This window comes from Flavobacterium sp. FlaQc-49 (assembly GCF_044005985.1).
Taxonomy (GTDB): domain Bacteria; phylum Bacteroidota; class Bacteroidia; order Flavobacteriales; family Flavobacteriaceae; genus Flavobacterium; species Flavobacterium cupriresistens.
On record NZ_JBIPCS010000007.1, the window covers coordinates 1 to 15,516 of the forward strand.

Annotated in this window: 15 protein-coding genes; 9 read left to right on the top strand and 6 right to left on the bottom strand. The window is 36.0% G+C overall.

Annotated features, from left to right (window positions below):
• Nucleotides 1–134: 134 nt before the first annotated feature.
• Nucleotides 135–2,195, bottom strand: a complete 2,061-nt coding sequence (locus ACHRV3_RS14875) for a M13 family metallopeptidase (RefSeq protein WP_395435237.1) — start codon at nt 2,193–2,195, stop codon at nt 135–137.
• Between the two features lie 202 nt (nt 2,196–2,397).
• Here ACHRV3_RS14875 and ACHRV3_RS14880 point away from each other — a divergent pair, with 202 nt between their 5' ends.
• The 5 genes from ACHRV3_RS14880 (at nt 2,398) to ACHRV3_RS14900 (ending at nt 6,646) form a co-directional block, all read left to right on the top strand.
• Nucleotides 2,398–3,321: a DMT family transporter gene (locus tag ACHRV3_RS14880; protein WP_047776878.1), complete on the top strand. Its 924-nt coding sequence runs from the start codon at nt 2,398–2,400 to the stop codon at nt 3,319–3,321.
• 87 nt (nt 3,322–3,408) lie between these two features.
• A complete protein-coding gene (locus ACHRV3_RS14885; protein ID WP_047776876.1) occupies nt 3,409–4,074 on the top strand; it encodes an SCO family protein in 666 nt (221 codons plus the stop codon).
• Between the two features lie 104 nt (nt 4,075–4,178).
• Nucleotides 4,179–4,418: a FeoA family protein gene (locus tag ACHRV3_RS14890; protein ID WP_047776875.1), complete on the top strand. Its 240-nt coding sequence runs from the start codon at nt 4,179–4,181 to the stop codon at nt 4,416–4,418.
• Nucleotides 4,418–6,517 carry a ferrous iron transport protein B gene (feoB, locus tag ACHRV3_RS14895; protein WP_395435238.1) on the top strand — a complete coding sequence of 700 codons (2,100 nt, stop codon included), beginning with the start codon at nt 4,418–4,420 and terminating at the stop codon, nt 6,515–6,517. The genes ACHRV3_RS14890 and feoB overlap by 1 nt, the downstream gene beginning before the upstream one ends.
• Nucleotides 6,518–6,523: 6 nt before the next feature.
• Nucleotides 6,524–6,646, top strand: coding sequence for a FeoB-associated Cys-rich membrane protein (locus tag ACHRV3_RS14900; RefSeq protein ID WP_230003993.1), 123 nt, complete (start codon nt 6,524–6,526; stop codon nt 6,644–6,646).
• Nucleotides 6,647–7,078: 432 nt separating this feature from the next.
• Here the strand turns inward: ACHRV3_RS14900 and ACHRV3_RS14905 are convergent, their stop codons facing one another.
• The 3 genes from ACHRV3_RS14905 to ACHRV3_RS14915 form a co-directional block, all read right to left on the bottom strand.
• Complete coding sequence (locus ACHRV3_RS14905; RefSeq protein WP_395435239.1) at nt 7,079–7,732, bottom strand: HD domain-containing protein; 654 nt, start codon at nt 7,730–7,732, stop codon at nt 7,079–7,081.
• Nucleotides 7,733–7,978: 246 nt separating this feature from the next.
• A complete protein-coding gene (locus ACHRV3_RS14910) occupies nt 7,979–8,971 on the bottom strand; it encodes an acyl-ACP desaturase (protein ID WP_047776872.1) in 993 nt (330 codons plus the stop codon).
• 52 nt (nt 8,972–9,023) lie between these two features.
• Nucleotides 9,024–9,764, bottom strand: coding sequence for a 1-acyl-sn-glycerol-3-phosphate acyltransferase (locus ACHRV3_RS14915; protein WP_047776871.1), 741 nt, complete (start codon nt 9,762–9,764; stop codon nt 9,024–9,026).
• Between the two features lie 127 nt (nt 9,765–9,891).
• Here ACHRV3_RS14915 and rnpA point away from each other — a divergent pair, with 127 nt between their 5' ends.
• The 4 genes from rnpA (at nt 9,892) to ACHRV3_RS14935 (ending at nt 13,651) form a co-directional block, all read left to right on the top strand.
• A complete protein-coding gene (gene rnpA, locus ACHRV3_RS14920) occupies nt 9,892–10,296 on the top strand; it encodes a ribonuclease P protein component (RefSeq protein WP_395435240.1) in 405 nt (134 codons plus the stop codon).
• Between the two features lie 80 nt (nt 10,297–10,376).
• The gene (locus tag ACHRV3_RS14925) at nt 10,377–11,201 is read left to right on the top strand and encodes a DUF4349 domain-containing protein (RefSeq protein WP_395435241.1); all 825 of its coding nucleotides are present in this window, start codon (nt 10,377–10,379) and stop codon (nt 11,199–11,201) included.
• 2 nt (nt 11,202–11,203) lie between these two features.
• Nucleotides 11,204–12,841: a S41 family peptidase gene (locus tag ACHRV3_RS14930; protein WP_395435242.1), complete on the top strand. Its 1,638-nt coding sequence runs from the start codon at nt 11,204–11,206 to the stop codon at nt 12,839–12,841.
• 3 nt (nt 12,842–12,844) lie between these two features.
• The gene (locus tag ACHRV3_RS14935) at nt 12,845–13,651 is read left to right on the top strand and encodes an OmpA family protein (protein ID WP_395435243.1); all 807 of its coding nucleotides are present in this window, start codon (nt 12,845–12,847) and stop codon (nt 13,649–13,651) included.
• Nucleotides 13,652–13,658: 7 nt separating this feature from the next.
• Here ACHRV3_RS14935 and ACHRV3_RS14940 read toward each other — a convergent pair whose 3' ends face one another.
• Together ACHRV3_RS14940 and ACHRV3_RS14945 are read right to left on the bottom strand one after the other, a co-directional pair.
• On the bottom strand, nt 13,659–14,105 hold the full coding sequence (locus tag ACHRV3_RS14940; protein WP_230005135.1) for a GNAT family N-acetyltransferase: 447 nt from the start codon (nt 14,103–14,105) through the stop codon (nt 13,659–13,661).
• 516 nt (nt 14,106–14,621) lie between these two features.
• Nucleotides 14,622–15,170: a hypothetical protein gene (locus tag ACHRV3_RS14945; protein WP_395435244.1), complete on the bottom strand. Its 549-nt coding sequence runs from the start codon at nt 15,168–15,170 to the stop codon at nt 14,622–14,624.
• Nucleotides 15,171–15,516 lie beyond the last annotated feature (346 nt).

Sequence of the window (15,516 nt, forward strand, 5' to 3'; positions counted from 1 at the left end):
GCACGAACAAAGTAAAGTTGAAATGAGAACTTATAAAACAAAAAACACCTGCAAAAACGTTTTTGCAGGTGTTTAATTAAAATATTTTTATCTAATAATCTGTATCGATTATTTAGGACTAGTCAAGTTTCTGATTACCAGATTTTAACTCGTTTGTCCGGGTCAACATACATTTTATCCCCTTTCTTAATTCCGAAAGCATCATAAAAAGCATCTACATTCTGAATTGGCACATACGCTCTGTACATTCCAGGAGAGTGCGGATCTGTTTTCACCTGACTTTTGATTGCTTCGTCTCTTGATTTTGTTCTCCAAACAGTAGCCCAAGAAATAAAGAAACGTTGCTCCGGTGTAAATCCATCAATTAAACCAGGATTTCCGTTTGCTTTTAAATACAATTGTAATCCATCGTAAGCAGCGTTTATTCCACCTAAATCTCCAATATTCTCGCCTAAAGTAAATTTACCATCTACGTGAATTCCAGGTAACGGCTCTAAAGCACTGTATTGTGCTGCAAGTGCCCCACCAAGTGCTGTAAATTGTTTCAAGTCATCAGCAGTCCACCAGTCAACTAAATTTCCGTCAGCGTTGTAACGAGCACCTGAATCATCAAATCCGTGTGAAATTTCGTGACCAATTACCGCTCCGATTCCACCATAATTTACTGCTTCATCAGCTTGGTAGTTGTAAAATGGAGGTTGCAGAATAGCTGCAGGGAAAACAATTTCGTTATAAGAAGGATTAAAATAAGCATTTACCGTTTGTGGAGACATTCCCCATTCTGTTTTGTCAACCGGTTTGCCCAATTTAGCTAAATCTTCTTTGAAATCCCATTTAGAGAACGTTTGCATGTTAGAGAAATACGTTCCTCCTTCAGCAACATTTTTAATTGTCAAAGCCGAATAATCTTTCCATTTGTCCGGATAACCAATTTTAACGGTAAGTTTCTTCAATTTTTCAATTGCTTTTACTTTTGTCTCAGCCGACATCCATGCCAAAGCATTGATTCTGTTTTCGTATGCCAAAATCACATTTTGGATCATTTTCTGCGCTTTCACTTTTGCTTCAGCAGGAAATAATTTTTCAACATATAATTTCCCTAACGCTTCTCCAACAGTATTATTAACTACCTGCAAAGCTCTTTCTTCACGTGGACGTTGTTTTAACGTTCCGGTTAATGTTTTTCCGTAGAAATCAAAATTAGCATTTTCGATATCAGTCGATAACAAAGAAGCTGATCCGTTAAGAACAGACCATTTTAGGTATTCTTTCCACTCTTCTACTTTTTTTGCTGTAAAAATCTTTTCCAGATCGGCCATGTAACGGGGTTGAGTTACAATAACAGTATCAACTTTTGCCATTCCGATTCCGGCAAAATATTTATCCCATTGAATAGAAGGAACTGTCTTTTTTAAATCCGCAACAGCAGTTGGGTTGTATTGTTTTCTGCGGTCTCTGCGTTCTACACGATCTAATCTTGGTGCAGACATAGCGGTTTCTAAAGCTAAAATCTGAGCTGCACTTTGTTTTGCTTTTGCAGGAGACTCGCCAATAAACTGCATCATTCTGGCAATATGAAGTTCATATTTCGCACGTTTTTCTTTAGAATCTTTATCATCAGCATTGTAGTAATCTTTATCCGATAAACCTAAGCGTCCTGGACCCATACTTACCGAATTCACATTACTGTTTTTCGCATCAGCACTAACTCCAACTCCAAAAAAACCAACACCACCCTGAGGCTCCATTTCGATAAGGAAATTTTGTAAATCCGCTACGTTTTTAATAGCCTCAATTTTCTTTAAAATAGGCTCAATCGGTTTTATACCTTGTTTGTTTCTTCCAACAGTATCTAAAATAGAATTGTATAAAGCAATTGCCTTACCTTGATCTGTGTTTGATTTGTACTTTGGATCTTTCGAAGCTTCTTTTAATATAGCAAGCGAATTATCATCCGTTCTTTGTCTCAATTCGTTAAAACTTCCCCATGAATTTCTGTCACTAGGAATTTCCGTTTTGTCTAACCAACTTCCGTTTACGTAGCGAAAAAAATCTTCACTTGGACTAATTTTGGTATTCATGTACGAAACATTGATACCCGGTTCCTTTGGTTTTGCATCCTGAGCCTGCGCAGCTAAAAATGTAAACATTGCAGAAACAACACAAAACATAGGCTTGTTTAGCTGTTTAATCATTATAATTTATTATTTAAGGTTTAACACAAACATATTGTTATTATTTCAAACTTTATGTTAAAATTGAACAATAATCTGCCACAGCTTTTTTAATGCAAATATTTCATCACAATAAGCTAAAAATTTCATGAATATATATTCCCTTTTTTACCTTCTATTTGAAATTGTTTTTGGAATATTTACCAAACCAATTCAAACAAAAGTGAAAGCAAGAATACAAGCCGCATTATCCGGTAGAGTTGAAGCTATCGGACTACCAATTCTCGCCTTATGTTGGGTAAGTTTCTTTTGGGGAACTACTTGGCTGGCCTCAAAAGAAGGTGTAAAACATATGCCTGCTTTACAACTGGCAACCATTCGTCAGTTTTTAGGAGGGATACTCTATGTTGGTTATTTCTTATATAAAAAAGAACCTTGGCCCAAAGGCAAACAATGGACAACGATTTTGATCCTGGCCATCTTAAATTTTGTTTGCAGTAATGGTTTAAGTACCTGGGGAGTAAAATACATAAGCAGCGGACTTGGCGCCATCATCGGTGCGATCTTCCCGATTTGGATTGTTGTGATTTGTTTTTTTAAAGGGGAGCGAATAGCAAAACTGGCCGTAACCGGACTTTTAATTTGTTTTGGGGGAATCTGTATTATTTTTATGGATCATTTGGGTGATTTTTTGCGACCGGATTTTCAATTTGGAATCTTTCTGTCTGTCGCATCAACCATTACGTGGGCTTTCGGGATTTTACATACCAAGAAAAAAGCAGCCAGTTTTAATCCCTATTTTAGTTTGGGATTACAAATGCTGATTTCAAGTTTTATCCTTTTGAGTGTAACAGAGCTTTCCGGAATTAATATCCCTTACAGTCAAATACCAACAACTTCCTGGTGGGCGATTGCCTATTTGGTAATCATTGGTTCTGTATTAACTTTTATTGCTTTTATATATTCTTTGCAACATCTTCCAACTGAAGTTAGCAGCATTTATGCGTATATCAATCCGGTTGTAGCTATTTTATTAGGCTCCTTTATTTTTGGGGAAATGCTTACACAGGCCATTACAATTGGAGTAATCGTAACATTGATAGGACTGTATCTCGTAAACAAATCGATTCGAAAATTAAAAAAATAATATAAAATAGTACATCACCAAAGTTAAAAAAACAAGGAATAAGGGTTTTAAAAACTGCTTTTTGTATTTTTGCGCCAAATCAAGTTTATGAAATCCTTACTTTACAAATACCGCAAATTCTTTATCGTATTAACTGTATTTTCTGTTATAACTCTTTCTTTGTTTTATTCTGCTTTAAAACCGCAAAAAACATTACCGATTTACAATCCCGCCGATGTAAATCCGGAAATGGTCGACAGTACGGTTCAATACAAAAGTAAGTACCACACCATTGCCGATTTCTCTTTTGTAAACCAAAACGGAGATACTATCACACAGAAAAACTATGAAGGTAAAGTATATGTAGCCGATTTTTTCTTTACAACTTGTGGTTCTATCTGTCCTAAAATGACAACCAATCTGGCCGATGTTCAAAAGGCCGTTCTGAATAATCCAAAAGTGATGTTATTGTCTCATACTGTTTTTCCTGAAGTGGACAGCATTCCTGTTTTAAAGGCTTACGCCATAAAACATGGTGTAGTAGACAGCAAATGGAATTTGGTAACCGGAGACAAAAAAGAGATTTACACCATGGCCAGAAAATCCTATCTGGCAGTAAAATTAGGCAGACCCGATCAACTATACGATATGGTTCATACTGAGAATTTTGTTTTGGTAGATCAAAAACGCCGCGTTAGAGGTTTCTACGACGGAACCAATAAAGAAGATGTAAAACGTCTGATAGAAGACATCAATTTCCTTTGCGAAGAGTAAAATCTCTCAATTTTTAGAAACATTTAGCATTTGTGTAAGCATTAAACGCCATTAAATACAGAATAATTACCTATTTTTGCAATCTAAATTCAATCTAAATAAGCTTGCAAAATACTATCCACACTCTGAAAAAAGGCGAGAAAGCCATTATCAAAGATTTTGATATCGATGTTATTCCTCTCAAATTATTAGAAATGGGTTGTTTGCCGGGCAGCATAGTAGAATTACTTCAGATTGCCCCTTTTGGAGATCCTTTGTACTTGGACATTAATGGTTCTCATGTGGCTATTCGCATAGAAACTGCTCGTGAAATTGAAGTTGAACTTATCAAAACCAATTTGTAATGAGTGTTCAAAATATCAATGTTGCCCTTATTGGGAATCCAAATACAGGAAAAACTTCAGTATTCAATCAACTTACCGGACTAAACCAACACGTTGGGAACTATCCGGGAATTACCGTTGAGAAAAAAATGGGTTTCTGCAAACTGTCTCAAAACATCAAAGCAAACATACTGGATCTTCCAGGAACGTATAGTCTGAACGCAAGTTCTATGGATGAAAGTGTTGTGATTGAGCTTTTGCTTAACAAAAACGACAAATTATATCCCGATGTTGCCATTGTTATTACGGATGTAGAGAATTTAAAACGAAATCTCCTTATTTATACCCAAATAAAAGACCTTGAAATTCCAACGATATTAGTCATCAACATGGCCGATCGTATGGAAACAAAAGGAATTACGCTTGACATTCCGCTACTTGAAGCGCAACTTAAGACTAAAATTGCTTTGGTTAGTTCGCGCAAAGGGCACGGAATTGATGCATTAAAAGAATTAATTGTTTCGTACAAAACACTTCCAACAGAACCTTGCCTGAATGCATCGGTTATGGATAAAGCTTATTTTGAAAGCTTACAACAGGCATTCCCGAATCAATTGTTATATAAATTGTGGCTGGTTATTACCCAGGATGTAAACTTTTCGAATTTAGATCGACATGAAATTCGCAATACGTTTACAAAATCACATTCTGAATTAAAACGTCTGCAGCAGCAGGAAACCATAAAACGTTATCAATTTATAAATAATGTTTTAAAAGAAGGATTGAAAGTCGATGCCTCAATGGCAAAAGACATCAGAGCCAAATTAGATCGTGTATTGACCCACAAAGTATGGGGATATGCTATTTTTCTTGGGATTTTATTTCTTATTTTCCAATCTATTTTTTCGTGGTCTACCATTCCAATGGACTTTATTGATGGTAGTTTTGCGGCATTAAGTGCCTGGACAGCCGAAACATTACCAAGTGGTATTCTAACAGACTTACTCTCTGAAGGAATAATTCCGGGAATAGGCGGCGTAATCATTTTTATTCCTCAAATTGCCTTTCTGTTTTTATTCATTTCGATTTTAGAAGAAAGCGGTTATATGAGTCGCGTCGTCTTTTTGATGGATAAAATCATGCGCAGATTTGGGCTTTCAGGAAAAAGTGTGGTACCTTTAATATCGGGAACAGCTTGTGCTATTCCGGCGATCATGGCAACCCGTAATATCGAAAACTGGAAAGAACGTCTCATTACCATTTTAGTAACACCATTTACAACCTGTTCCGCAAGATTACCGGTTTATGCGATTATTATCTCTTTAGTAATACCAAGTAAACGAGTATTCGGAATCCTGAATCTTCAAGGTTTAACGCTAATGCTTCTGTATGTTTTAGGATTTGCGGGTGCGATTATTTCGGCCTATATTTTAAATAAAGTTCTAAAATTAAACACTAAAACGTATTTCGTTGTCGAAATGCCGAGTTATAAATTGCCTCTATTTAAGAATGTTGCCATCAATGTTGTTGAAAAAACCAAAGCGTTTGTTGTAGGTGCAGGTAAAATCATTTTAGCCATATCGGTTATTTTGTGGTTTTTGGCGTCTTACGGACCAGGAAAGAATTTTAACGACGCAGAAGCTATCGTAAAAGAAAGAACCGCTGAAAAGCATTTGAATGAGGTTGAATTTCAAAACGAGGTAAACTCTCAAAAACTAGAGAATTCGTATATCGGATTGATGGGAAGAGCCATCGAACCGGCAATTGCACCATTGGGTTACGATTGGAAAATAGGAATCGCACTAATCAGCTCTTTTGCTGCCCGCGAGGTTTTTGTGGGAACTTTAGCAACGATCTACAGTGTGGGTGACAGTGAAAACGAAGACACTATAAAAAGTAAGATGCAACAAGAAGTTAATTCCCAAACCGGTGAAAAGATCTTTAATTTTGCTTCGGGAATTTCACTCTTGTTATTCTATGCCTTTGCGATGCAATGTGCCAGTACACTTGCCATCACAAAAAAAGAAACCAATTCGTGGAAATGGCCGGCTATGCAGCTATTCCTTATGAGTGCTTTGGCTTATTTTGCTGCATTAATTGCTTTCCAAATTTTAAAATAAAGCACCATGGTACAAGAAATTATTGCCTTCGCCATATTAGGATTCGCGGTTGCCTTTCTGATCAAAAAATTCTTCTGGAAATCTAAGAAGAAGAAAGATTGTGGTGATGACAATTGCGGGTGTGGGTGATTTTTTTCTAAAGGCTCTGAGGTTCTGAGTTGCTAAGATTCTGAGATTTTAAACTTAGCAACTATATTTCCCTTGAGATTTAACTGCAAGCAACGCAAAGTTTGAGCATAACATTACGACTCCTTTTTACTTTTATACCCTATTTTTTCTGCACGCAGCTTTAGCAGATTAGGCTGATCTTATTTACCTTTTATAAAAAATGTGTGCAATCTGCTATCCGAGTGATAGCGAACTGGCGAAGAAAATCTACGTGCAAAAGAAAATCTTTTCGAGCCTTGGTTAATTTTTTAATTACACAGTAAAGACACGGTTCACAAAGTTTTTCCGCAAAGTTCACTTTCACTCATGAAAACAGAAAGACGGTCATCGAAACCAAAACTGAAAACTGAGACCGAAAACTGAGACTGAGACTGAGACCGAAAACTAAAAAAACTACTTAACCCCTTCCCACTCAGCATAGAACTGCGACAGGAACAACTCCATAAAATGATGTCTTTCGGTGGCGATTTGTTTTCCGGTTTCGGTATTCATTTTGTCTTTTAGGAGTAAAAGCTTTTCGTAGAAATGATTTATTGTGGGTGCATTGTTATTCTTGTACTCCTCTTTGGTCATGTTTGTAACCGGAGCGATTTCGGGATTATACAATGCTCTGTTTTTAAAGCCTCCGTAGTTAAAAGCTCTGGCCACTCCAATGGCACCAATGGCATCTAAACGATCCGCATCCTGGACAATATCTAGCTCTATAGAAGAAAACTTCTTTTCGAAGTTACCGCCTTTGTAAGAGATGTTTTCAATGATTTTTATCACGTGTACAATAAGCTCTTCAGAAACATTTTCTGATTCCAGAAACAAACGAGCTGTTTTTGGTCCAATCGTTTCATCTCCGTTATGAAATTTACTGTCGGCAATATCATGAAGCAAAGCTCCTAATTGCACTACTGTAAGATCACAAGCTGTGTTTTTAGCAATTAAAAGCGCATTTTTATACACACGCTCGATATGAAACCAATCGTGTCCTCCTTCAGCATCGTTCAATTTTTCTTTTACAAAAACTATCGTTTTGTTTATTAGGTCTGTAATATTCATAACTTTTTACTGTTAAACGAATTCTATTTATGTTTCGTATCGGTACAAAGATTTACTTGAGTTCCTTTATTTTCATTTAAATCTTAACTGAAATTAACCTTATAAAAAATGTTGATTATCAAAGACTTGTTAGCTTCAATAATCAACATTAATTTATTTGCTTTTATTAAATGCAACTTAATTGCAATATCAAAAATCAATCAAAATCAGAAATTCAAGCCTCGCCAAAAAATCTAAAATCTAAGATTACAATCTAGCCGGTTCTACCCATTTGAAGATATGTGACTCCTGTGGAATAACCAATCTCTCCGAGATTCTTGCCATACGAGCCGGTAATTTCATTAAATAATCACGTGCTTTTTCGGCTTCATCTGTTAAATTAGAAATCTTATCAATTTCCCATTTATCGATTAGTTTTTGCATGATATCTACATAATCGTTTGCTGTGTAAACACCGATACGTTGTGCTGAATCTGAAAATTGTTCAAAAGCAGAACTAATCTTTTGACCTGATTCTCTTAGGAAATGCGCCGGCATAACGATTTTTTGTTTCATCATATATTGAAACGCCAACATCATTTCGCTTGGATCAACCTGGAAAATTCTAGTTACAAATTCGCTGTAAGCATGATGATGACGCATTTCGTCACCCGCAATCATTTTACACATTTTAGACAACTTATTGTCACCAAACTTCTTCGCCATTTGAGCTACTCTATTGTGCGAAACATACGTTGCTAATTCCTGAAAACTGGTGTATACAAAGTTTTTATACGGATCAGATCCCGTTCCGATATCAAAACCGTCGTTAATTAAATGCTGTGTGGTCATTTCGATTTCACGCATGTTCACACGACCTGACAAATACAAGTATTTATTTAGTAAATCTCCGTGGCGGTTTTCTTCTCCCGTCCATTGACGGATCCATTTTGACCAACCATTTCCACCATTTTCTACCTGATTTATTCCCTCTACATCCATCAACCAGGATTCGTAAGTTGGTAAAGCTTCTTCTGTGATCGTATCACCAACAAGTGTTACCCAGAAATCATATGGCAATTCTTTAGCAATCTCGCGCAATTCTCTTACCTCTTCAAAGAAGTTATCTCCTTCAGAATTAGGCAAAAAATCAGACGGTTGCCAAATTTTTTCCACTGGAATTAAATACTGCTCAACGAAGCTGTCCACGTTTTTTTCCAAAAACTGCATTACTTCTAATCTAATGTTTTTTATAGACATTACTTATTTTAGATTTGGGATTTAAGCTTTAGCATACACTACAAGCAAAAATCTATTTATATTCATTTACTCCTTCTACAACTGCCTTTTCTGTAAGCGCCATTAACTCGGCAAAATCATAATCCTTTACCGCCATCGCTTTATGAGCTGTAAAGGTAAGGTGATTTCCTAAACCAACAGGAAAAAAACCAAAACGTACCATTTTCCATGAATTGTTGATACTTATCGGTACCACATAGGCTGATGGTGCATATTTACATAAGATTTTTAATCCACTTTGGGCAAATTCTTTCGGTTTTCCGGTTTTGCTTCTTGTGCCTTCGGGGAAAATAACGGCAGATCTCGTGTTTTTTTCAATATATTCAGACAGACCCTTGATTACCGGGATCGCCTGTTTAGGGTCTTTACGGTCAATTAGCACAGATCCTCCATGTCGCAAATTGAATGAGACACTTGGAATTCCACTACCTAACTCTTTCTTACTGACAAATTTACAATGAAATCGTCTAAAGTACCAAATCATTGCCACGATATCGTACATACTTTGGTGATTCGACACAAATATTAAGGGAACTCCGGTAGGAATTATCTCCCTGTTCTCTATTTTATACGTTGTTCCCGCAAGATTAGTACATCTTAAAAGGAAGAAGTTTAAATAATCAACGCTTTTTTTATGAGCCTGATAACCAAAAACGTTTAGGCAGATCCATTGAATTGGGTGAAAAACAACCAGACACAATCCAAAACATAAATAATAAATTACGGATATGGGATACGAAATTATCTTTTGCATGCTTGAAAAAATTAAAGGCCAAAAGTAATAAATAAATTTTTAGCGCTATTAAAATTAAAAACAATAACCGTATTTCTGGTTTAATTGTACCTTTGCCTGATAATTTTGCAAATTTTTTCTGAACTAAATGAACTTTACCTATCCCAAAAATGAACGTTTAAAAAGCAAAACAACAATTGGTTTACTGTTTTCTGAAGGAAAATCAGTTTCAAAATACCCGTTGCGTTTGGTTTATCATGTTGGAGAAGTGGAAGCTGAAGAAAAAATCAAAGTTGGCGTTTCGGTCTCAAAAAAGTACTTCAAAAAGGCCGTCGACCGCAATTACTTCAAACGTGTTTTAAGGGAAACCTATCGCCTCAACAAACACTTACTTTGGGACAATCTGGAAGGAAACTATTCTTTTATGCTTTTTTACCAAACTAAAGACCGATTATCGTACGAAGAAATTAATACCAAAACAATCCAGTTGTTTGAAAAATTCCTTCTGCAGCTAAACAAAACGAACGATTCTGAGAGCAAAACTGAGTTATAAGATTCGAAAGACAACTTAATTTATCAAATTAGATAAAAAATTCTAAAAAAATTGTAGTTTTAGCTCTAAATTGAAATTTTATGCGACATATTTTTTACGTATTCTTTTTTGTATTGTTTTTAGCGGGTTGTGGAAAGGAACAACAAGATGAAGTTAATAACGACATTAAGATTTCGGCTATAAAACTGCCTGCCGCAAAAATGGAATCGGATGTAAGTTATGACAAAGAAGTTCCGCCGCCACCTGAAATTCCACAAAAAATAATCCGACAAGCCACTTTGCGATTTGAAACGAGTGATTTAGAAAGCACTTTTGAACAAATCCAAAAAGCGATAAAAGACAACAAAGGAACTGTACAGAATGATACAGAAGAAAAAGGATATAGTACGGCATCCAGAAACATAACCGTTCGTGTTCCCAGTCAGAATTTTGATGCTTTCCTGCAATCCATTTCAAAAGGAGTTTCTTATTTTGATACCAAACAGATTTCCAGTGACGATGTAACGACAGAATATATCGACCTGGATTCGCGATTAAAAACAAAACGCAAATTAGAAAGCCGCTATCTCGAGATCCTTCAAAGAGCCACTAAAATCAGTGAGATATTAGAAATAGAAAAACAGATTTCTGCTATCCGCGAAGAAATTGAAGCAAAAGAAGGGCAATTAAAATACTTAGAAAGTCGTGTTTCGGAAAGCACTTTTTATATTGAGTTTTATAAAACAACAGCCGAAAGAGAAGGCGTTAAGGTTTCCTACGGTTCAAAAATACTAAACGCTATAAAATCCGGTTTTTTCGAATTATCCGGTTTATTTATCTGGATCATAAGTGTCTGGCCGTTTATACTATTATTTGGCGTGTTGGGTTATTACATTAGAAGAAGATTTAAAAGAAAAAAAATATAATCATGTATCCTTATTTCAAAAAGAAGTTTGTCATTCCTGTCGTTGCGGCCGGGTTTTTATTTATCGGAACCAGTTTCAAAGACGATTTTTTCGAAATAGCCAAACAAATCGAAATTTTCACCACCTTATTCAAAGCGGTGAACACCAATTATGTGGACGACACTAATCCGGGAGATTTGATGGATAAAGCCATTAAAAGCATGTTGGGCAGCTTAGATCCGTACACGGTTTATTTTAATGAACAGGATGTTGTCAACTTCAAAATCAACAACACAGGTGAGTATACCGGAATTGGTGCTCTGATCGCCCGAAAAAAAGACCGTCTGATTGTTCGTGAACCTTATAAAAATTATCCAGCTGACAAAGCCGGACTAAAAGCGGGAGATGAAATTATCCAGATTGGGGATGTCTTAATCGCCGATTTTCAAGATGATGCTTCGCAATTATTAAAAGGAGCAAAAAACACTAAAATCACCATAAAATACCTGCGTCAGGGAAAACCATTTACAACAGAATTGGTTTTAGACGAGGTCGATATTAAATCGGTGCCCTTTTACGGAAAAATCGATGATAAAACCGGTTATATCGTCTTGGCCCATTTTAGCAGAAAAGCTGCGGCGGAAGTCAAAGAGGCTTTAGAAAAATTAAAAGCGGACGGTGCCAAACAAATTGTACTTGATCTACGCGGAAATCCCGGAGGTTTACTAAACGAAGCCATCGATATTTGTAATTTGTTTGTTCCAAAAAATGAGGTTATTGTGACTACAAAATCAAGAATTGAAAAACACAACAACATTTACAAAACACAAAGAGACCCTGTAGATACAGAGATTCCGTTAGCCATCTTGGTAAACGGGAGAAGTGCCTCGGCATCAGAAATTGTCTCAGGAGCTTTGCAGGATTTAGATCGTGCTGTAATTCTCGGTAGTCGCAGTTTTGGAAAAGGTCTGGTACAACGTTCTGTTGATCTGACCTACGGAACACAGCTAAAAGTGACTATTTCACGTTATTACACCCCTTCCGGTCGTTGCATACAGGCTTTGGATTATGCGCATAAAGACAAAAATGGTGTGGCACAAAAAACGGATTCCAAAAACTTTACTGCTTTTAAAACCCGAAAAGGCAGAATCGTATATGATGGTGGTGGCGTTTTACCGGATATTGAATTAGACGAGGCCAAAATGAGTCCGATCACTACTGCGTTATTAAAAAACGACGGTATCTTTGACTATGCTACAACTTACTACTATAAAAATCCGAATCTGGGTGATAAAATCCCTGTTGTAACCGATGCTGATTACACCGGTTTTAAACAGTATTTAAAAACCAACAAAATTACTTTTGACACCGAAACAGAAGTGGCTTTGAAAAATACTTTGGCTGCAGCCAAAAACGAAAAAATAGACGAAACAATTGCGCCTGAATACCAACAATTATTAAACGCCCTTGAGAAAAGCGAAACTACTTTGCTAGATAAAAACCAGAAAGAAATTAAAAACCTGATTCAGGAGGAACTTATCAAAAGGTACCAATATCAGGAAGGTTTGTATCAATTTTACATTAAAAACAATTCAGAAATTAAAAAGGCCGTAAACGTTTTAAACAATCAGACTGAATATAAAACGATTTTAAAAATGTAAAAAATGAAATTTTGTAAAACACTGTTTCTTTTCTTTATTTTCATCCACCTGTCAGCTCAAAAGAAACCCGTTGAAACGGTTTATTTTGATTTTGACAAATATGATCTTACAGAAAGACAAACAGACGTTATTACAAAATTTATAAAAACCATCGACACTTCAAAAATCGAATCGGTACAGATCTACGGGTATTGTGACGATCGCGGAAATGATGAATACAATTTTCGATTGTCTAATAATCGTGTAAATACCATTCAGAAATTATTAATAGAAAATGGTTTTAACCAAAGTAAAATAATCATCCTTGAAGGAAAAGGCCGGGTGATCATCAAACCCGATACGGTAGAAAACCTACACGAAACCCGTTCGCAAAACCGTCGTGTCGATTTGATCGCCGTAAAAAAGAACTCGTTCGGAAAAGGGATTCATACTTCGTTTAAAAACCGCTTAAAAGTGGGCGATAAAATCTATTTAGACAATATTCTATTTGATTTAGGAAGTTCTAAACTCACAAATAACTCCAAAAAAGAATTAGACAAAATCGCCAAAATTCTTGAGCAAAAGAAAACCCTTGAGTTCGAAATTCGAGGACATGTCTGTTGCACGCCTGAAATTTATAGCGACGGAATTGACAAAGTTACTAAGGAAAGGAGACTTTCCTGGAACCGGGCCAAAACCGTTTTTATCTATTTGATGGGTCGAAAAATATCCAAAAGTCGCATGATGTATCAAGGTTGTGGCAATAAATATCCACTGGGCAAAGGAGACAACTTAGACCGACGCGTGGAGTTTGTGATTACCAAAGTTTGATTTTAACTTAAGTCCGTTGCATTTCAATATGCGGGATATCATCTTCCAGATACATTTCACTAGTTGGAACAAAACCGTGACTTTCGTAGAATTTCTTTAGATACAACTGCGCTCCAATCGTGATTTTATCGGTGCCAAAATTGGCTTTTATGCCTGCAATGGCCTCACGCATTAAATCGTGTCCCCATTTCTTATCTCTATAATTGGCATCGACCACTACTCTGCCGATTGACGCATAGTCAAAACTAATTCCGGCATCAAATAATCGCGAATAAGCGACTACTTTTCCATCGTACTCACCAATTAGGTGCAAAGCGAGCTTGTCTTTACCGTCAGGATCTAAATAAACGCAGTTTTGCTCGACTACAAAGATCTCACTCCTTAGTTTGAGCAAATCATATACCTCATGTGCTGTTAATGCCTCAAAGGGCTTTATTTTCCATTTTATTTCCATCTGATTCTGTTTTTGTACTATTGTAAAAATGGATTCCATCTTTTCTATATTTCAAACATAGAAAAATTATTCTTTAGAGTAGTGTTAAAGAACTAAATTAATTTTACAGACTTAATGGGTCGCTTAACGGTTAAATGATATCAAGCCCAAAACCTATGGAGCAGTAACAAAAATGAATATTAAAATTTAGTTTGTCTACTCCCCCTAATTTAAACAATATCGTTAATTTGTCACTTTCGACGAAGGAGTCTTATTACTTCAATGATAAAAGCTGAATACGATCATTAAAGAATCAAAATGTATGGGTTGCAAAGTTTTTTTGCTCGCAGATCTTGCAGATTTTGCGGATTGTTTTATTGGGGAGGCTAACAAACCGAACGACACTCAATAGGCGAAGCTCATCTGCTTGAAAATGTTAATTGCAAATTGCTTGAATTAATATCTGAAGGTGTAGACAAAGTTCATATCCTTGAATAGCCCTGCGAAAAGTTCTCGGGTTTCAAACTATAGTTGTCCTTATGCCAACAGACTATTAAACGAGCTTGCTAATGCAATTATGATTAATAAAATACCCGCAATTAAAAAAAAGCAGGAAGCAAACAACAACAATCCACAATAATTTAAATCTTTCTCAAAGCTTAATCCTTCCCTTTTTATAGATTCTCCAAGTCGGATAAGTTCGGGTCTGTTATTTATTACTTTCTCTTCCATTTCAGACAATTTTTGTCGCATACGAAAACCCCTTATAAAATGAGTCATACAATGGGTCGAAAAGTAACGGTGAATTAATGCTACGAGTGCTGCAACTATTAATGTTAATGCGCCAAGAAACAGAAGTATTTTATTTTCGGAAAATGGATCAATAAATATATTTTTCTTTCCATCATCTGTAACTTTAAATAATACATTGGTAATTAAAAATCCATATATCGTTAAACCAAGTAATGAAAGCCTCAATATCTCTGACGAAAAACTTTGATACTTCTCTAAAATTATAAAATCAACTTTATAGTTATCCTCGCTAATTGGGATGTTGCTTAAATATTTACTTCGAAGTGTTCTCATAGGTTAAACGTTAGGTAGTTACATGTAACTTCAAATGTACGAAACTCTTACAAAGTGTGGTAAAAATATCTTAAGACTGATTTAACCGCAAGGGGCGCAAAGAGGTTACGCAAGTTTCGCTAAGTTTTTTTTCCCCGTATGTCAGGCTGAGCGAAGTCGAAGCCCTCCTTTTTATTTAACTAGCCTTCGACTTCGCTCAGGGTGACAGTAGTATGAAGTAGAAATTGATTGTTATTTTGTGAGAACTTGTTTTCAACCGCAAGGATCGCAAGGTTTTTTTTGATATGTGGGGCTTTGTAAAAAACGCGAAGTTCGCAAAGCTTGATCTGAAAAACTTTGCGCAAGG